Annotated in this window: 20 protein-coding genes and 1 riboswitch; of the genes, 14 read left to right on the top strand and 6 right to left on the bottom strand. The window is 61.2% G+C overall.

The window, feature by feature from the left end:
• The first annotated feature begins 150 nt into the window (after positions 1-150).
• Complete coding sequence (locus tag B5E67_RS07030) at positions 151-993, top strand: metallophosphoesterase (protein WP_087384314.1); 843 nt, start codon at positions 151-153, stop codon at positions 991-993.
• Positions 994-1,049: 56 nt separating this feature from the next.
• On the opposite strand, the gene B5E67_RS07035 is transcribed toward B5E67_RS07030, so the two are convergent.
• The 3 genes from B5E67_RS07035 to B5E67_RS07045 all read right to left on the bottom strand — a co-directional run bounded on the left by B5E67_RS07035 (position 1,050) and on the right by B5E67_RS07045 (position 2,250).
• Positions 1,050-1,244: a helix-turn-helix transcriptional regulator gene (locus B5E67_RS07035; protein WP_087246149.1), complete on the bottom strand. Its 195-nt coding sequence runs from the start codon at positions 1,242-1,244 to the stop codon at positions 1,050-1,052.
• 6 nt (positions 1,245-1,250) lie between these two features.
• Positions 1,251-1,577 (bottom strand): hypothetical protein, encoded by a 327-nt coding sequence (locus tag B5E67_RS07040; RefSeq protein ID WP_087365568.1) that lies wholly within the window; start codon positions 1,575-1,577, stop codon positions 1,251-1,253.
• Between the two features lie 136 nt (positions 1,578-1,713).
• Positions 1,714-2,250 carry a GNAT family N-acetyltransferase gene (locus B5E67_RS07045; protein WP_087384317.1) on the bottom strand — a complete coding sequence of 179 codons (537 nt, stop codon included), beginning with the start codon at positions 2,248-2,250 and terminating at the stop codon, positions 1,714-1,716.
• Positions 2,251-2,405: 155 nt separating this feature from the next.
• Here B5E67_RS07045 and B5E67_RS07050 point away from each other — a divergent pair, with 155 nt between their 5' ends.
• Entirely contained in the window at positions 2,406-2,720 is a 315-nt protein-coding gene (locus B5E67_RS07050; RefSeq protein WP_087384320.1) for a DUF6442 family protein, read from the top strand.
• Between the two features lie 48 nt (positions 2,721-2,768).
• Here B5E67_RS07050 and B5E67_RS07055 read toward each other — a convergent pair whose 3' ends face one another.
• Positions 2,769-3,215, bottom strand: coding sequence for a helix-turn-helix transcriptional regulator (locus B5E67_RS07055; RefSeq protein WP_087384323.1), 447 nt, complete (start codon positions 3,213-3,215; stop codon positions 2,769-2,771).
• Between the two features lie 208 nt (positions 3,216-3,423).
• On the opposite strand from B5E67_RS07055, the gene B5E67_RS07060 reads away from it, so the two are divergent.
• The 11 genes from B5E67_RS07060 (at position 3,424) to B5E67_RS07105 (ending at position 13,748) form a co-directional block, all read left to right on the top strand.
• Positions 3,424-4,197: a M23 family metallopeptidase gene (locus B5E67_RS07060; protein WP_087384326.1), complete on the top strand. Its 774-nt coding sequence runs from the start codon at positions 3,424-3,426 to the stop codon at positions 4,195-4,197.
• Positions 4,198-4,320: 123 nt separating this feature from the next.
• Positions 4,321-5,592 carry an NAD(P)/FAD-dependent oxidoreductase gene (locus B5E67_RS07065; protein WP_087384329.1) on the top strand — a complete coding sequence of 424 codons (1,272 nt, stop codon included), beginning with the start codon at positions 4,321-4,323 and terminating at the stop codon, positions 5,590-5,592.
• A 30-nt stretch (positions 5,593-5,622) separates the two neighbouring features.
• Positions 5,623-5,943, top strand: coding sequence for a putative heavy metal-binding protein (locus tag B5E67_RS07070; RefSeq protein ID WP_087246162.1), 321 nt, complete (start codon positions 5,623-5,625; stop codon positions 5,941-5,943).
• 60 nt (positions 5,944-6,003) lie between these two features.
• The gene (cmk, locus tag B5E67_RS07075) at positions 6,004-6,675 is read left to right on the top strand and encodes a (d)CMP kinase (protein WP_087246164.1); all 672 of its coding nucleotides are present in this window, start codon (positions 6,004-6,006) and stop codon (positions 6,673-6,675) included.
• A complete protein-coding gene (locus B5E67_RS07080) occupies positions 6,675-7,316 on the top strand; it encodes a lysophospholipid acyltransferase family protein (protein WP_242956853.1) in 642 nt (213 codons plus the stop codon). The genes cmk and B5E67_RS07080 overlap by 1 nt, the downstream gene beginning before the upstream one ends.
• Before the next feature lie 48 nt (positions 7,317-7,364).
• Positions 7,365-9,272, top strand: coding sequence for a bifunctional 4-hydroxy-3-methylbut-2-enyl diphosphate reductase/30S ribosomal protein S1 (locus B5E67_RS07085; RefSeq protein WP_087365556.1), 1,908 nt, complete (start codon positions 7,365-7,367; stop codon positions 9,270-9,272).
• Positions 9,273-9,401: 129 nt separating this feature from the next.
• A complete protein-coding gene (locus B5E67_RS07090) occupies positions 9,402-9,896 on the top strand; it encodes a GtrA family protein (RefSeq protein ID WP_242956855.1) in 495 nt (164 codons plus the stop codon).
• 75 nt (positions 9,897-9,971) lie between these two features.
• Positions 9,972-10,112 carry a hypothetical protein gene (locus tag B5E67_RS15720; RefSeq protein ID WP_164488778.1) on the top strand — a complete coding sequence of 47 codons (141 nt, stop codon included), beginning with the start codon at positions 9,972-9,974 and terminating at the stop codon, positions 10,110-10,112.
• 166 nt (positions 10,113-10,278) lie between these two features.
• Positions 10,279-10,944, top strand: a complete 666-nt coding sequence (gene deoC, locus B5E67_RS07095; RefSeq protein WP_087246170.1) for a deoxyribose-phosphate aldolase — start codon at positions 10,279-10,281, stop codon at positions 10,942-10,944.
• Between the two features lie 93 nt (positions 10,945-11,037).
• Positions 11,038-11,136, top strand: a riboswitch (SAM riboswitch).
• A gap of 92 nt (positions 11,137-11,228) precedes the next feature.
• Positions 11,229-12,380, top strand: coding sequence for a methionine adenosyltransferase (gene metK, locus B5E67_RS07100; RefSeq protein WP_087246172.1), 1,152 nt, complete (start codon positions 11,229-11,231; stop codon positions 12,378-12,380).
• 207 nt (positions 12,381-12,587) lie between these two features.
• Entirely contained in the window at positions 12,588-13,748 is a 1,161-nt protein-coding gene (locus B5E67_RS07105; RefSeq protein WP_087384332.1) for a ribose-phosphate pyrophosphokinase, read from the top strand.
• Between the two features lie 71 nt (positions 13,749-13,819).
• On the opposite strand, the gene B5E67_RS07110 is transcribed toward B5E67_RS07105, so the two are convergent.
• Together B5E67_RS07110 and B5E67_RS07115 are read right to left on the bottom strand one after the other, a co-directional pair.
• On the bottom strand, positions 13,820-15,148 hold the full coding sequence (locus tag B5E67_RS07110) for an MATE family efflux transporter (protein WP_087384335.1): 1,329 nt from the start codon (positions 15,146-15,148) through the stop codon (positions 13,820-13,822).
• 39 nt (positions 15,149-15,187) lie between these two features.
• Positions 15,188-16,096, bottom strand: coding sequence for a pyridoxal-phosphate dependent enzyme (locus B5E67_RS07115; protein ID WP_087384338.1), 909 nt, complete (start codon positions 16,094-16,096; stop codon positions 15,188-15,190).
• A 209-nt stretch (positions 16,097-16,305) separates the two neighbouring features.
• Between B5E67_RS07115 and B5E67_RS07120 the strand changes: the two genes are divergently transcribed.
• Complete coding sequence (locus B5E67_RS07120; RefSeq protein WP_242956856.1) at positions 16,306-16,689, top strand: sigma factor-like helix-turn-helix DNA-binding protein; 384 nt, start codon at positions 16,306-16,308, stop codon at positions 16,687-16,689.
• Positions 16,690-16,719: the final 30 nt, after the last annotated feature.

The following is a 16,719-nucleotide window of genomic DNA, read 5'->3' on the forward strand; positions in this document are numbered from 1 at the left end:
CGAACACAGAAGTTAAGCTCACTTGTGCCGAAGATAGTTGGCTGGACACGGCCTGTGAAAATAGGTAGATGCCGGCTTCTCTACAAAACCCCTGAGGATAAATCCTCGGGGGTTTTCTCATATCGGGAAAGAAGGACGGAGGAGGGAACGATGGTCAAATTTCTGAAAAGAGCGATGCTGTTGGTTTTGCTTTTGGCTTTGCTGGGAGCGGCGGTGCTGTTTTATGCCCTGAAGGTGGAGCCCTACCGACTGAAAATCGATCATCGGACCTTTTCCAGCGGCCTGACCCAGGAACTGCGGGTGGTCCAGGTGTCGGATATCCAGATCAGCGAACACTACACCACCCGGAACCTGGAACAGCTGGTGGACCGGGTCAATCAGCAGAATCCCGATTTGTTTCTCTTCACCGGGGACCTGTACGAGGTCTACAACACCTATCATCAGGATGAGGATTTAATCCGGATTTTGTCCCGGATTCAAGCGCCCTATGGAAAATTCGCCATCTGGGGCAATCGGGACCGGGGCGGGGGCGCGGTGCGCACCTATGAATCCATCATGGAACAGAGCGGATTTCAGATTCTGTGCAACGAGGGCGTGACGGTGACGCTGGAGAGCGGCGACACGGTCTTTTTGGCGGGGCTGGATGATGCCTTGCTGGGAGAACCCAACATCGACGGGGTGCTGGAGGATGTTCCCGCCCAGCAGCCGGGCTATTCCATTCTGATGACCCATGAGCCCGACACCGCCGACCTGTATGCGGACCTGGGGTTTGACCTGATTTTGGCGGGCCACAGTCATGGCGGACAGGTCAGTCTGCCGTTTCTTCCTCACATTACAACCTCCATGGCCAGAAAGTATCTGGACGGCCTGTATCCTCTCAACGATCAGACCACCCTGTATGTCCACTCCGGGATTGGAACTTCCCGCTATCCGATCCGGCTGGGAGTCGTGCCCGAAATCGCCGTCTTTGACCTGAAACCGGCTGCGGAATAAATCCGCGCGTAGATAAAAGAACATCCCTCGCGCCCAAAGGTGCGGGGGATGTTTGCTTATTCGTCCAGGAAAAAGACTTCGTCCACATGGAGTCCCAGCAGCCGGGCCAGTTTCATGGCCAGAGCCAGGGTGGGGTCGTATTTGTTGTTCTCGATGGCGATGATGGTCTGCCGGCTGACCCCCAGCATCTGGGCCAGATCTTCCTGCCGGAGGCCTGCCTGCTTGCGCAGCTGTTTGACGTTGTTCCGCATGGCTGTTTACACCCGCAGCAGCAGGACGCCCGCCGCCAGCACAAAAGCTCCCAGCGCGGCAGCTGCCCCCAGAACCTGGGCGGCCCGGTTGGGCTCCGGGGATTCCTCATCCCCGCGGACCATTTCCTGTTTGAACAAAATCTGCGAAATTCCCTGGACGCACACCGCCAGGCAGAGGATCAGCCCCGGCACCAGGTCGGGCGGCATTTTGTACAAAACAGCGTTGGCCCAGTTGGCGCAGGTGGACCCGGCCAGAGCGCCCAACACCACCTTATAGGCCAGCTCCTCGGCCCGAAGCTGGATACTGCGGTCCATTTCATCCATTTTCTTCATGGCAGATACCTCCTCTGAAATGTCAAATACTCTTTACATTTTCAGTATAGCAGACCGGGAGAAAATGTCAATATGTTTTTACATTTTGGGCCGAAAAAAGCCCCTGTGCCTTTTCCGCACAGGGGATGCAGGGGGTTCAGCGGGCGGGATCGGTGGCCTGACGCAGTTCGGCTTCGGACTGCGGGGTGAGCCACTTGCCAAAGATCTGGGACTGGATTTTGGGTGCGTAGCCCAAATCCTGATACCCCAGCTTGTGCAAAAGGGCCCGGCTGGGCAGATTTTCCGCCTCGGTGAAGCAGATGAACTCCTGTTCGGGGAAGCGGCTGTGCAGAAGTTCCAGCAGGGCGGACAGGGCCTCATAGGCATAGCCCCGCCGGTGGTGCCGGTAGGAAAAGGTATAGCCCAGAGAGATGGCCCCATCCTGGGGCATCACCACAATTTCACCGATCATTTCGCCGGTGTCCCGCAGGGCTACCGCCAGCAGGGCGGACTGTTCCAGGCCGAGCACATCGCTGCTCCGGCGCTCCACCAGGGCGGCAATGCCCTCCCGGTCCCGGACCTGGCCCCGCTGGTAGCGGGCGCAAAGTTCGTTGTTGCGGTAATCGTACATGGTGTCTGCATCCTCCGGCGTAACATTGCGGAGAATCAGGCGCTGGGTGGTGAGAAAAACCATAGGCTCCTCCTCTCGTTTCTGTCAGTGTAGCACAGGCGGAGGCCGCTGTCCATCCGACGCAAAGAAAACTTTGCAGAATCTATTGACAAGTAAACTTGTCTGTGCTATCCTGAATATGCAAACAAAACTTGTCGTACCTGAGGGGAGGAGATCCAATGGACAAAGAAGAAATTTTGGCCAAGAGCCGTCAGGAAAACCGCAACGGCGACGAGCGGGACCGGGAGATTGCGTCCAGGTCCGCTCTGGTGGGCTTTGTGGGAATGTCGGCGGCCTATGTGGTGATGCTGCTGCTGGAAGTATTTTTGAAGGGCCGCACGGGTTACAACCTGATCGTTCTGTTCTCGGTGTTTCTGGCCTCCAGCGGCATCAGCCGCTACCGGATGAGCGGGAGCAAAATCTATCTGTTCGCCGCTGCCTGCTGGATTCTCAGCGCGGTGGTCTGGTTCGTCCTCTATCTGTGGAGAGGCTGATATAAGGAAAAACCCCTGCTTTCCGGGACGGACGGCAGGGGTTTTGGTTTATTTCTTGTTCCAGGTGTGGCCCAGAATGTCTTTCAGCACCAGCATGGCATCCAGCTGGTTGTAGCCGTACCGCTTCTGGAGGCTGTCCAGCAGCTGATGCAGCCGGGCGGCGTAGTCCGCCATGTCCACCGTCTCCTGGTAGGTGTTCAGAACCGGGTACTTTTTGCCCCAGACGGCGGTCCAGTTCACTTTCTGCTGCTTCTCCTCGCTGATGCTGTCGATGGCCTGCTGGATTTCCTGCACGTCGGGGTCCAGCTCGATCAGCTCGTCCAGGGTCATGTGATACAGCACCGCCAGCTTTTTGGCCTGGCGGATGTCGGGCAGCGTCTCGTCCAGCTCCCACTTGGAGATGGTCTGGCGGCTGACCCCCAGTTTGGCGGCCACGTCCTCCTGGGACAGGCCGCTCTTTTTCCGGGCTTTGAAGAGATTGTTTCCTAAACGCATGGCGCTCGCCTCCTTTTTTGCACCATTATAAAAGAGGGTGTGGAAAATGTCCACCAACGCCGCCTGCCATTTCCGCCCGTTTTCCTGACTTGGGGCTGGCCGCATTTTATCCCCGGAAAGTTGGCCTTTGGGTGAATATTCGGGCGGGAAGTGTCTCAAACTAAGGGCAACACCCGTACACAGGTTTCAACCGAAGGAGAATCAAACGATGGAGCATATCAGGAATTTTCTGCGGGGCAAGGGCTTTGTGCTGGCTCTGCTGGCCTGCGTGGCGGCGGCTGCAGCCGTCGGCGTGTGGGCCGTGCGGACGGTCCGGGATCAGATGGCCGAGGATCTGGGCAAAAACCCCAGCCAGAGCATCACCGGGGAGGAGACCTTCCCCGGCATCGACCCCGAAATCCAACAGGACACGGAGGAACAGCTATGGGAACAGGAATCCACCAGCGCGGCCCAGTCGGTGGCCGACGTGCCCGAATCCAGCTCGTCTGGCGCATCCTCTGGTGCGTCGTCTGGATCTGGTTCGGTGTCCGAACCTTCCGAGCTGCAAACCGAATCGCCCATTGCCAGCGCATCAGCCGGCTCGGGCTATACGCGGCCTGTCTCTGGTCAGGTGCTCGCCGTCTGGAGCGGGGACGAGCTGGTCTATAACGAGACCCTGGGCGACTGGCGCACCCACAACGGCACCGACTACGCCTGCAAGGCAGGGGAGGACGTGCTGGCCCCGGTGGCCGGCACCGTCGAGAGCCTGACCGCAGAGGGCAACTGGGGCGTGGTGGCCTCCATCCGTGACGCCGAGGGCCGTCTGTGGCGGATCTCGGCCCTGGAGGACGCCGCCGTCCAGCAGGGCGACGCCGTCACCTCCGGCCAGAAGCTGGGCCAGGCCGGCACCATCACCGGCGAGAGCGCCCTGGAATCCCATATCCATCTGGAAGTGCTGGATGGAGACAAATATCTGGACCCTGTCAAGCTGATCGGCAGCTGACAGCATCATGGAACGGCAGGCGCTGCGGCGTCCTGCCGCTCCTTTTTTTTCGCGATTGCTTTTGCGGCCCGATTCTGGTATTATTAAAAAGTACGGAATCTGACGAAAAAGGGGCGTTCATCCATGGCAGAAGTTCTGATCGTGGGGGCGGGCGCGGCGGGCCTGATGGCCGCCGGCGCCGCTGCACGGCGGGGGCACAGCGTGACGGTGCTGGAGCACACCGACAAGCCGGGACAGAAAATTCTGGTCACCGGCAAGGGCCGGTGCAACCTCACCAACGACTGCGACGAGGAGGAATTTCTGCGCCATGTGCGCACCAACGGGCGGTTTTTGTATTCCTCCCTCTATGCCTTCCCGCCCGCCAAAACCATGGAATTGTTTGAGAGCCTGGGGGTCGCCCTCAAGGTGGAACGGGGACGCCGGGTGTTCCCGGTGTCGGACAAGGCCGCTGAGGTGCGGCAGGCCCTGCTGGACTATGCCGCGGGGGCAAAGATCCTCCACGACGGGGCCGAGGCCCTGCTGCTGGAACCGCTGGACCCGCCCGCTCCCTCCGCCGACGGCAAAAAGCCCAAGAAGGGCCCCGCCTGCCGCTGTCTGGGCGTCAAGGGAACCTCGGGCAGGAGCTACCGGGCGGACTGCGTCCTGGTGGCCACCGGCGGCATGAGCTACCCGGTCACCGGGTCCACCGGCGACGGCTACCGTCTGGCCCGTCAGGCGGGCCACACCATTGTGGAACCGGTGCCCAGCCTGGTGAGCCTGGTCTCCCGGGACCCCGACTGCAAAAAGATGATGGGGCTGGCCCTCAAAAACGTGAAGCTCACCCTTTTTGAGGACAACAAGGCCATTTTCAGCGAACAGGGCGAGATGCTGTTCACCCATTTCGGCATCAGCGGGCCCTTGACCCTCAGCGCATCCAGCCATCTGGGGGATATGAAAAAACACCGCTATCATGTGGAAATTGACTTGAAGCCTGCTCTCAGTGAGGAGCAGCTGTATGACCGCATCACCCGGGACTTTGCCCTGCTGGCCAACCATGCGGCCCAGGGGGCCCTGGTCAAGCTGCTGCCGGCCAGCATGCAGCCGGTGATGGTGGAGCGGTGGGGCATCGACCCCGCCACCCGGGCCAACCAGATCACCCGGGAACAGAAGCGGGAACTGGTGCGTCTGTGCAAGCACTGGACCGTTTCGGTGGACCAGCGGGGCGATTTGGCCCACGCGGTCATCACGTCGGGAGGCGTATCGGTGCGGGAGGTGGACCCCCGCACCATGGAGAGCAAAAAAGCCGCGAACCTCTATTTCGCGGGGGAAGTGCTGGACGTGGACGCCTACACCGGCGGGTACAACCTGCAAATCGCCTTCTGCACCGGGCAGGCCTTCGCGGCCAACCTGGACTGAGGCGCTTTGACATAAAGGAGGTAACAACCTATGATTATTACGACGACACCGTCCGTGGAGGGAATGCGGATTGTGGAATACAAGGGAATTGTCTGCGGCGAGGTGATCTCGGGCGTCAACTTCATCCGGGATATCGCTGCATCCTTCACCAACTTTTTGGGCGGCCGGTCGGGCAGCTATGAAGACGAGCTGATCCAGGCCCGCCAGAACGCTCTGGCCGAAATGCAGGAGCGGGCGTCCGCCATGGGCGCCAACGCCATTGTGGGGGTGGACATCGACTATGAGGTCCTGGGCACCGACAATGGGATGCTGATGGTCACAGCCAGCGGCACGGCTGTGGTCCTGGGGTAAAAACGAAAAAAGTTTCAGGCGGCGGGAATGTTCCGCCTGCCGGAAGGAGAATATAGAAGTATGATATCGGTTGCGATCGACGGTCCTGCCGGGGCGGGCAAATCCACCCTGGCCCGGCAGCTGGCCCGGGACCTGGGATATATTTATGTGGACACCGGCGCCATGTACCGGTCGGTGGGGCTGTACGCCCTGCGGGCCGGGCAGGACCCTGCCGACCAGGCAGCGGTCAACCGGCTGCTGCCCGAAATTCAGCTGCGTCTGGCTGTGCTGGACGGCGAACAGCATATTTATTTGAATGACGAGGACGTCAGCGGCCTGATCCGCACCGAACAGGTGGGGATGGCCGCCTCGGCTGTGGGTGCGAATCCCACGGTGCGGGCCTTCCTGCTGGATCTCCAGCGCAATATGGCCAAGACCGGGAACATCCTGATGGACGGCCGGGACATCGGCACGGTGATCCTGCCCAACGCCACCGTCAAGATCTTCCTGACCGCCAGCCCTGAGGCCCGGGCACGCCGCCGCTGGCTGGAATACCAGCAGGCCGGCCGCAGCGAGAGCTTTGAGGAAGTGCTGGCCGACGTCAAGCGCCGGGACGAACAGGACGGCAGCCGCGCCGCGGCGCCCCTGCGCCAGGCCGAGGACGCCGTCCTGCTGGACACCTCGGACATGGACCTGGCCCAGAGCCTGGACGCCATGAAACAAATCATCAAAGAGCGTGTGGGGGAAATGTGATGCTGTATCCTATCCTTCTGTCGGGGGCATGGGTGATTTTTCATCTCCTGTTCCGCATCCAGGTGATCGGACGGGAAAACCTGAAAAAAATCCAGTCGGCCGGCTTCATCCTGGCGCCCACCCATATCTCGGCCATCGACCCGGTGTTCGTCGCCATTGCCCGGTTCTGGGGCAAGCGGATGGTGGTCTTTGGCAAAAAGGAACTGTTTGAGATCAACCCGGTGGTCACCTGGTTCCTCAAACAGTGCGGATGTGTGATGGTCCGCGGCACCAAGGACGAGATGGAAACCCTCCAGAACACCATCGAAGAGTGCAAAAAGGGCCGCGGCCTGCTGCTGTTCCCCGAGGGAACCCGCGAAAAAGAGGGCAAGCTGATCCAGCCCAAGAGCGGAATGTTTGTGGTGGCGGCGGGAGCCGGCACCGACGTGATCCCCTGCCGGGTGCTGTACGGCACCCCCGACGGACACATGCGTCTGTTCTGCCGGGTGCGGGTGGTCTTTGGGGAGCCCATGCCGGCCGCCCAGTTCGCCATGGAGAGCCGCCGCGACATCAAGACCCTGCGGGCCAACAAGCAGGCCCTGACCGACGCCTGGATTGACCTGGGCCAGCGGTATGGATTTGATGGCGCTGCCTCTGCATAAATTCACCCGCAGTGCGCATACTGACATTATGTCCGGAGGAACCGCGCTATGGAAATACGTTTGGCTAAGACGGCCGGCTTCTGCTTTGGAGTGGACCGGGCTGTCCAGCTGACCTGCCGCCTGCTGGATGCAGGAGAAAAGGTGGCCACCCTGGGCCCCCTGATCCACAATCCTCAGGTGGTGGCGGACCTGGAGCGCCGGGGCGCCAAGGTGGTCCAGGCCCCCGGGGATGTGCCCCCGGGATACCAGGTGGTCATCCGCAGCCACGGGGTGCCCCAGAGCGTCTACGATGAACTGACAGCCCTGGGCGTGTCCTGGCAGGACGCCACCTGCCCCTTTGTCGCCAAGATCCACGCCATCGCCCGGCGGGCCGAACAGGAGGGGGTCTGCCTGGCTGTGGCCGGCGACCGGACCCACCCGGAGGTCCAGGGAATCGTCGGGCATACCCGTGGGGAGTCTTTCGTCTTTGCAGATTTGGCCGAATTGAAGGGCTGGAAAGGCCCTGAAAATCCCGAAAAACGGATGTTTGTGGTTGCTCAGACCACATTTCAAGCAACAAAATGGGAAGAATGTTCGGAGTTTCTGAAAAAAGCCTATACAAACGCCGAAATTTTTGATACAATATGTAATGCGACGTGGGCGAGGCAACAGGAAGCGGAAGACCTCAGCCGTCAGTGCGACCTTGTGGTCGTGATTGGCGGTCATCATTCTTCTAATACCCAGAAGCTAGTCGCAGTCGCCGCAAAACATACGCGGGCCGTTACGGTTGAAACAGCAAGCGAGCTTCAGCCCGAGTGGTTTGCAGATGTGAGGACGGCGGGCGTGACAGCAGGGGCTTCAACGCCATCGTCTATTATTGAGGAGGTACTTAACAGTATGACAGAAATCAATGACAGCATGAGCTTCGAGGAGATGCTGAACGCATCCGAGGAAAAACGTGTTCATGCAGGCAGTATTGTGAAAGGAGTCGTGACCAGCATTTCCGCCAACGAGATCCAGGTCGACATCGGCGCAAAGCAGACCGGTTTTGTCCGTCTGAGCGAGCTGACCGACGACTCCTCCGCAAAGGTCGAGGACCTGGTCAAGGTTGGCGATGAGCTGGACCTCATCGTCGAGAAGGTTATGGATCAGGATGGCGTCATCCAGCTCTCCCGCAAGAAGCTTGCCTCGCGCAAGGGCATGGAAGAGATCGCCAAGGCTGCTGAGTCCGGCGAGGTCGTCGAGGGCGACGTCACCGAGTACAACAAGGGCGGCGTTGTGGTCAACGTCAAGGGCGTGAAGGTCTTTGTGCCCCGCTCTCAGGCCACCATGCGCCGTGACGAGGACTACACCGCTCTGGTGGGCAAGCACGTCCGCCTGGTCGTTACCGAGTGCTCCGGCCGCAAGATCGTGGGTAGCATCAACAAGGTCACCGCTGAGGAGAACAAGGCCCGCCGTGAGGAGTTCTGGGCCAGCGTCGAGATCGGCAAGACCTACACCGGCGTGGTCAAGAGCCTGACCTCTTACGGCGCCTTCGTCGATATCGGCGGTGTTGACGGCCTGTGCCACATCAGCGAGCTGAGCTGGAACCGCATCAAGCATCCCTCCGAGGTCGTCAGCGTGGGCGACTCCATCGAGGTGTATGTGAAGGATATCGACCAGGAGAACCACAAGGTTTCTCTGGGCTACAAGAAGAGCGAGGACAACCCCTGGGAGCAGCTGCGCAACAACTACCCCGTGGGCAGCACCTTCCACGCTCCGGTTGTGTCTCTGACCAAGTTCGGCGCCTTTGTCCGCATCCTGCCCGGCGTGGACGGCCTGGTCCACATCAGCGAGATCAGCAATGATCGCGTGGAGAAGGTCTCCGACGTTCTGAAGGTCGGCGACATGGTGGACGTCAAGCTGCTGGATGTCGACTTCGACAAGAAGCGCATCAGCCTGTCCATGAAGGCTCTGCTGAAGGAAGACGAGCAGTAATCTGCCTTTTCTGACACTGTGAAAAAACTACCCCGTTGCCGGTTCAAGGCGGCGGGGTGTTTTTGGTAACTGGGGCTTTTGTGAAAAGCTGTGTCCGGCCCGGCCGGGCACAGGACAGGTTGGGACGGTATGGCTGCTGTGAAAAAGATTCTGGCCGCGGCCCGCGCCCACGGCGAGGCGCTGCGGTATCTGGTGTTCGGCGTGCTGACCACCCTGCTGAATATGGTGCTGTACGGGCTGTTTCAGGCCCTGTTCGGCTATGCCGCGGCCAACAGCTGGGGCAACGTGCTGGACAATATTCTCTGCATCCTCTTTGCCTACGGGACCAACCGGCGGTTTGTCTTTGCCAGCCGGACCCGTGGCCGGGACGCCGCGGTGGAGTTCGGCCGGTTTGTGGCCTGCCGTCTGGGCACCATGGTGCTGGACGCTGTCATCATGATTGTGGGCGGCAACTGGCTGGCCGCCCCGGGCCAGGGGCTGGTGCTGGCTGTGCTGGGCCGCTGGCTGGACCCTGCCGGAGCCCTCGCCCTCTGGGGGTTGGGGGTCAAGGCATTTTCCAATGTGCTGGTCATCGTGCTGAACTATCTGTTCAGCAAGCTGCTGATCTTTAAAAAGCGGGCCTGAGCCCGCGGGACCGGCAGCGGCAACATAGAATCCCCGGGGCTGCCCCCGGGAACCATCCAACGGAGGTAAACGAATATGGTGCACGGATTGAAAGGCTTTGGTTTTCTGGTTTCCGGCCTGGTGCTGGGAATCATCGGCGCCGTGGCTTCGGTGACCGCCATCGCCCTGAGCGGCGTGGGCATCGGCCTGGTGAAGAAAGCCAAAAAGCAGCACTGAGCGCCCCGGCGCATCCAGGCTGCCCCACACCCTGCCGTCGGGCAGGGGATCAGGAGGACCGCACCAAGGCGCGGCTTCTCCCGGAACGTTCCGGCAAGCCGGGCGCCCGGCCCTGCGGCCCCGCCTGGCCTTGCCGGTTTTTTACATCATAAATGGAGGATCTGCAATGGATCGCAAGGAAATTCTGTCCCACGTGGACCACACGCTCCTCAAGCCCGAGGCCACCTGGCCCCAGATTCAGGCTCTGTGTGACGAGGCCATCGAGTATGGCTGCGCATCGGTCTGCATCAACACCTGCTATGTGAAGCAGGCTGCCGACTACATGGCCGGCCGCTGCAAGGTCTGCTGTGTGGTGGGCTTCCCTCTGGGCGCCATGGACACCGCATCCAAGGCCTTTGAGGCCCGCACCGCCATCGCCAACGGCGCTTCGGAAGTGGATATGGTCATCAACATCGGTCGCCTGAAGAACGGCGAGTACGACGCTGTCCGGGAGGACATCCGTGCCGTCAAGGAGGCCGTGGGGGACAAGGTGCTGAAGGTCATCATTGAGACCTGCCTGCTGACCGACGACGAAAAGCGGAAGATGTGCGACATCGTCTGCGAGGCCGGCGCCGACTATATCAAGACCAGCACCGGCTTCTCCACCGCCGGCGCCACCTTTGAGGATGTGGCCCTGATGGTGGAAGGGGTGGCCGGCCGCTGCAAGGTCAAGGCCGCCGGTGGCATCTCCACCGTGGAGGACATGGAGAAATTCCTGGCCCTGGGCGCCGACCGGCTGGGCACCAGCCGCGCCATCAAGCTCATCAAGGGCGAGGAGGCCAAGGGGTACTGAGCAATATTGGCAGACTGTATAAAAAGTCTGACTACCTTCTTGACAATCTGACGAAGGAATGCTACAATATCCCCTGCAACAAAATGAATACCGTGCTTATCAAGAGCGGCTGAGGGGACAGGCCCTGTGAAGCCCGACAACCTGCGCGTGTGCGTAAGGTGCCAAATCCTGCGGGAAACCGGAAGATAAGAGTGAGACACTCGGAGCCTTCGGGTTCCGGGTGTCTTTTTGTTTGAAACGTTTGAAGATACAGGAATGTTTGATTGTACAGGAGGCAAGATTTTATGGCAAGACATCTTTTCACATCCGAGTCGGTCACCGAAGGGCATCCCGACAAAATCTGCGACCAGATTTCGGACGCCATTCTGGATGAGATCCTGACCCAGGACCCCGACGCCCGCGTGGCCTGCGAGACCTGCGTGTCCACCGGCCTGGTCCACATCATGGGCGAGATCACCACCAGCTGCTATGTGGATTTCCAGAAGCTGGTCCGCGAAGTGGTGGCCGACATCGGCTACACCCGCGCCAAGTACGGCTTTGACGCCGACACCTGCGCCGTCATCTCCAACATCGACGGCCAGAGCCCCGACATTGCGCTGGGCACCAACGACGAGGTGGGCGGCGCCGGCGACCAGGGCATGATGTTCGGCTACGCCTGCGACGAGACCCCCGAGCTGATGCCTCTGCCCATCAGCCTGGCCCACAAGCTGGCCCGCCGCCTGACCGAAGTGCGCAAGAGCGGCGAGATGGACTATCTGCGTCCCGACGGCAAGAGCCAGGTGACGGTGGAATACGAGGGCGACCGCCCCGTCCGCGTGGATACGGTGGTCATCTCCACCCAGCACCGGGAAGACGTGTCCATGGACGCCCTGCGGGCCGACGTGATGGAGAAGGTGATCCGTGCCGTCATCCCCGCCGAGCTGCTGGACGAGCAGACCAAGTATTTCATCAACCCCACCGGCCGCTTTGTCATCGGTGGTCCCCAGGGTGACAGCGGCCTGACCGGCCGCAAGATCATTGTGGACACCTACGGCGGCTATGCCCGCCACGGCGGCGGCGCCTTCTCGGGCAAGGACCCCAGTAAGGTGGACCGCAGCGCTGCCTACGCCGCCCGCTGGGTGGCCAAGAACGTGGTGGCCGCCGGTCTGGCACGCCGCTGCGAGGTGCAGCTGGCCTACGCCATCGGCGTGGCCAAGCCGGTTTCCATCATGGTGGATACCTTCGGCACCGGCATCGTTTCGGACGACAAGATCGAAGCTGCGGTGGAAAAGGTCTTTGACCTGACCCCCGCCGCCATCATCCGGGATCTGGATCTGCGCAAGCCCATCTACCGCAAGCTGGCCGCTTACGGCCACATGGGCCGTGAAGACCTGGGCGTCCGCTGGGAGGACACCGACCGCGCCGCCGCTCTGAAAGAGGCTCTGGCTGGCTTGTAAGAACAAGCTAACTTAAAATCGGACGCAGGATTTTGTCAATAAATGATAGAGCAGGGCTGATTTTAGGATAACTGCTGTGCAAGGCGCAGAATTTTGTAAATCCTGCTGGCGGGACGGCTAAAATGTGATAAAATGAAGACGGCATGATCCTTTTTCGTATGAAATAGGCATAACACTGGTAAAGAGGAATTAAAGGAGCCGTAAACAATGTCCAATGTGATCGAAGCCAAAGATATCTTTGCTCAGGGCGGCAGCGTTGCAGACCTGCGTCTGCTGTGCTGCCCCGGTGCGGAAGAGCTGACCAACCTGATTGACCGCCACCTGATGCGGTGGGCTGCGGAGAGCGAAGAGACAGAGCCCAAGAGCTTTATCATTCCCTGCGAGTGCCCCCGTTTCCAGAGCGGCGACGCCAAGGGCATGGTCAAGGATTCGGTGCGGGGCGATGATATCTTCATCGTGGTGGACCCCGGCAACTACAGCGTCACTTATAAACTGTTCGGGTACGAGAACCATATGTCCCCGGACGATCACTTCTCCAACCTGAAGCGTCTGATCCAGGCTGTGGCAGGCAAGGCACACCGTGTGTCGGTCATTATGCCCAGCCTGTACGGCGGCCGTCAGCACCGCCGCGAGGTTCGTGAGAGCCTCGACTGCGCTGTGGCTCTGCAGGAGCTGCAGAACATGGGCGTCAAGAACATCATCACCTTTGATGCACACGACCCCCGCGTCCAGAACGCCGTCCCCCTGCTGAGCTTTGACAACGCCATGCCCACCTACCAGGTTCTCAAGAGCCTGCTGCGGAAGATGCCGGACCTGTCCTTTGACAAGAACGACTTCATGGTGGTCAGCCCCGACGAGGGCGCCATGAGCCGGAACATGTACTTCTCCAGCGTTCTGGGCTGCAACCTGGGCATGTTCTACAAGCGCCGCGACTACACCACCGTGGTCAATGGCCGCAACCCCATCGTGGCCCACGAGTACCTGGGTGAGTCGGTGGAAGGCAAGACCGTCTTTGTGGCCGACGACATCGTGGCCTCGGGCGACAGCATGCTGGAAGTGGCCCGCGAGCTGAAGAAGCGCGGCGCTGCCCGCATCATTGCAGACGCCACCTTCCCCCTGTTCACCTCCGGCCTGGGCAAGTTTGACGCCGCCGTGGAGGAGGGCGTCCTGGACTTCATGGTGGGCACCAACCTGACCTACCGCAAGCCCGAGCTGCTCCAGCGCGACTGGTACCTGGATGTGGATGTGTCGAAGTATGCGGCTTACTTCGTCCTGGCTCTGAACCACGACATCTCGGTTTCCGCCATTGCAGATCCCATCCGCAAGATCGAGGCTCTGCTGGCCAGCCACGCTCAGCAGAAGCAGTAAGCGTTTCTGTAAAGAATCAAAAAAGCGGTCCCTGTCCGTTTGGGCAGGGGCCGCTTTTTGATGCAGTGGGGTCAAAATTCTTTGTTTTTCATCAGGCGGAACAGCAGGGGCAGCTCGTAGATCAGCATGCATACCCAGCCCACTCCGTAGCTCCAGGGCAGGGCCTCGATGTCCATATGGAACACCAGCACCAGCAGGGCCGCGGCGGCCACCCGGCCGCCCATGTTCAGCAGGCTGCTGTTGAGGGTGATCTGCAGCTTGCCGATGCCCCGGAATCCGCCCTGGATGCCATTGGTGACGGAGGGGAACAGGTAGAACAGGGACACCAGCCGCAGGAACCGAACGCCCAGGTCCACCACCTCGGGGTCATCCGCAAAGAGCCGGATGATGGGGTCGGCCCCGAAAAAGCAGAGCGCCATAATCAGCAGGCCGTACACCGCCTCGATCCGCATCCCGGCCAGAAAGCCTTTCCGCACCCGGTCGCTGTTGCCGGCGCCCCGGTTCTGGGCCATCAGGGTGGTCATGGCGTGGCCGATGTTCTGCTGGGGGGTGTAGGCGAAGTCGTCCACCCGGCTGGCCGCCGTAAAGGCCGCCATGGCGCTGACGCCCATGGTGTTCACCACCGCCTGCACCGCCAGCTTGCCCAGCTGGACGGTGCCCTGCTGCATGGCGGTGGTCCAGCCATAGGAGACGGTCTGGCGCAGGAGAGAGGGCTCAAACACCAGCCACTTTTTCCTCAGCCGGAGCACCGGCACCCGGATCTGGATGTAGACGGCGCAGCACAGACAGCACAGCGCCTCGCTGGCCACGGTGGAGAGGGCGGCGCCCTCCACCCCCCAGCCCATGACCGCAATGCAGAACAGATCCCCGAAGATGTTCAGGACGGCGCTCAGCATCAGGAAATAGAGGGCGCTCTGGCTGTCTCCCAGAGCCCGCAGGGTGGCGGCCAGGAAGTTATAGAAAAAGGTGAAGATCAGTCCGGCGAACACCACCCGCAGATAGCTGGAGGCGATGGGCAGCACCTCGGCGGGAACCTGCATCAGCTGCAGCAGAGGGGTGGCCAGCAGGATGCACAGCAGGGAAAAGGCCAGGGAAAAGACGCCGCCCGCAATGGCGGTGGTGGAGACCTGTTTTTCCAGCCGGCCGTAATCCCCGGCGCCGAAGGCGGTGCTGATCAGAATGCCGGCGCCCAGACACATCCCGTTGATGAACAGGATGGCCAGGGTCATGAGGGGATTGGAGGTGCCCACGGCGGCCAGGGCATCCTCGCCCACCAGCCGGCCCACAATCACGCTGTCGGCGGCGTTGTAGGTGAGCTGAAACAGGTTGCCCAGCACCAGGGGGACGGTGAATCGTACCAGCTGCAGGGTGATGGGCCCGCTGGTCATGTTTTGTGTCATGAAAAAACAACGCTTCTTTCTGATTGGAATAGGAAAAGGTTACAGGAGGCTGGCCCGGCCCGGGATGAGGCAGAGGGCAGACCGGCTGCGGCCCTCGGCCAGAAACCGGGCTGCCGCGGCCAGGGCTGCGCCCCCGCTGACCGATGCCGGTACCGCGTCGGTCAAAAGGACGGTGCGGGCTGCCCGGGCGGCGTCGGCGCTGGAGATGGCAGCGATCTTGTCCACCACATAGGGGTTGTAGTTCTCGGGGATGAGGCCGTAGCCGATGTCGGGGATGCCGTGGGGTCCCAGCAGCCCGCCCCCCAGGGCCTGGCATTCGTAGGGCTCCACCGCCACCATCTGGACGTCGTTGGTCCAGGCCTTGACGCATTCTCCCACGCCGGTGATGGTGCCGCCGCTGCCTACCCCGATGAACACCGCATCCACCAGGCTGCTGCCCTCCCGGGCGATGGCCTCCACAATGGCGGGGCCGGTGACCCGGCGGTGGTATTCGGGGTTGTCGTCGCAGGCCAGCCAGTCGGTGTAGTACCAGTCCCGCTTTTGGGCCCAGCTGGCCGCCAGGGCCCGGGCTCCGGCGGGGCCTTCCCGGGCGGGGGAAAAGAGCAGCTGCGCCCCCAGCCCCGACAGAAGTTCCTGGCGGGCGGCGGGGGTGTTGTCGGGCATGGCCAGACAGACCGGGTGCCCGCTGGTGCGGCCCGCCAGGGTCAGGGCCGCCGCAAAGGCGCCGCTGCCCGCTTCGATCAGGGTCTGGCCGGGGGCCAGCACCTGCCGCTGGGCCGCCAGCGCCAGCATCCCTTCCGCCAGGCCGTCCCGGGCGGTGCCGGTGGGGCCGCCGTAGTCCAGGCAGGCGTACAGCCTGCCCGGCAGGCCGCAGGCCGAGGCATAGCCCCGCAGCTCCACCATGGGCCCGGGGGCAAGGGTGCGGTAGATGTTGGGGTAGAGGGTCATGGGTGCGCCTCCTTTCGCGCTTTTCTGTTATCGTATCGCAAAGCCGCCGGAACGTCAAGTATACATGGCATTCCGGCGGCCCTGCGGAAAAATTCTCCTTATTTCACAAAAAAGTTGACCGCATTTTGTTGACAGGGCGGGCCAAGTCTGGTATAATCAGATGCGTCCGTAAAGCAAAATGCCTTTACAAAAGCGCTGGAGGGAGAGCGGTGGCGAAAAATCTGGAGATGGGCTACCTGCTGGACTTCTACGGTGAGGTCCTTACCGAGAAACAGCGCGAAATGCTGTACCAGTACTATCACGATGACTTGTCCCTGAGCGAAATCGGGGAGAACTTCGGGATCACCCGCCAGGGTGCCCGGGACGCCATCAAACACGGTGAAAACACCCTGCTGGAGCTGGAAAGCAAGGTGGGGTTCGCGGCCCGGTACCGCAGGGTGCAGCAGACGCTGGAAGAGCTGGAACAGCTGGTTATCGATGCACGGTTCGAGTGCACGGGGCCCCACGCCCGGCTGACCAGCAGCGAGTACCTGAAAGTTTTGAATAAAATCCTCTCCATGCTGCGCTCCATCGACGAGGTCAACGAGAGCTGACCGGGCGGCGCGCGGAATTTCTGATAGAAA

Origin of the sequence: Faecalibacterium sp. An122, assembly GCF_002160895.1 — a bacterium.
Taxonomy (GTDB): Bacteria; Bacillota; Clostridia; order Oscillospirales; family Ruminococcaceae; genus Faecalibacterium.

Coding starts and splice junctions, on each gene's coding strand:
- B5E67_RS07030 (WP_087384314.1), top strand. CDS start 151: ATGGTCAAATTTCTGAAAAGAGCGATGCTGTTGGTTTTGCTTTTGGCT.
- B5E67_RS07035 (WP_087246149.1), bottom strand. CDS start 1,244: ATGCGGAACAACGTCAAACAGCTGCGCAAGCAGGCAGGCCTCCGGCAG.
- B5E67_RS07040 (WP_087365568.1), bottom strand. CDS start 1,577: ATGAAGAAAATGGATGAAATGGACCGCAGTATCCAGCTTCGGGCCGAG.
- B5E67_RS07045 (WP_087384317.1), bottom strand. CDS start 2,250: ATGGTTTTTCTCACCACCCAGCGCCTGATTCTCCGCAATGTTACGCCG.
- B5E67_RS07050 (WP_087384320.1), top strand. CDS start 2,406: ATGGACAAAGAAGAAATTTTGGCCAAGAGCCGTCAGGAAAACCGCAAC.
- B5E67_RS07055 (WP_087384323.1), bottom strand. CDS start 3,215: ATGCGTTTAGGAAACAATCTCTTCAAAGCCCGGAAAAAGAGCGGCCTG.
- B5E67_RS07060 (WP_087384326.1), top strand. CDS start 3,424: ATGGAGCATATCAGGAATTTTCTGCGGGGCAAGGGCTTTGTGCTGGCT.
- B5E67_RS07065 (WP_087384329.1), top strand. CDS start 4,321: ATGGCAGAAGTTCTGATCGTGGGGGCGGGCGCGGCGGGCCTGATGGCC.
- B5E67_RS07070 (WP_087246162.1), top strand. CDS start 5,623: ATGATTATTACGACGACACCGTCCGTGGAGGGAATGCGGATTGTGGAA.
- cmk (WP_087246164.1), top strand. CDS start 6,004: ATGATATCGGTTGCGATCGACGGTCCTGCCGGGGCGGGCAAATCCACC.
- B5E67_RS07080 (WP_242956853.1), top strand. CDS start 6,675: ATGCTGTATCCTATCCTTCTGTCGGGGGCATGGGTGATTTTTCATCTC.
- B5E67_RS07085 (WP_087365556.1), top strand. CDS start 7,365: ATGGAAATACGTTTGGCTAAGACGGCCGGCTTCTGCTTTGGAGTGGAC.
- B5E67_RS07090 (WP_242956855.1), top strand. CDS start 9,402: ATGGCTGCTGTGAAAAAGATTCTGGCCGCGGCCCGCGCCCACGGCGAG.
- B5E67_RS15720 (WP_164488778.1), top strand. CDS start 9,972: ATGGTGCACGGATTGAAAGGCTTTGGTTTTCTGGTTTCCGGCCTGGTG.
- deoC (WP_087246170.1), top strand. CDS start 10,279: ATGGATCGCAAGGAAATTCTGTCCCACGTGGACCACACGCTCCTCAAG.
- metK (WP_087246172.1), top strand. CDS start 11,229: ATGGCAAGACATCTTTTCACATCCGAGTCGGTCACCGAAGGGCATCCC.
- B5E67_RS07105 (WP_087384332.1), top strand. CDS start 12,588: ATGTCCAATGTGATCGAAGCCAAAGATATCTTTGCTCAGGGCGGCAGC.
- B5E67_RS07110 (WP_087384335.1), bottom strand. CDS start 15,148: ATGACACAAAACATGACCAGCGGGCCCATCACCCTGCAGCTGGTACGA.
- B5E67_RS07115 (WP_087384338.1), bottom strand. CDS start 16,096: ATGACCCTCTACCCCAACATCTACCGCACCCTTGCCCCCGGGCCCATG.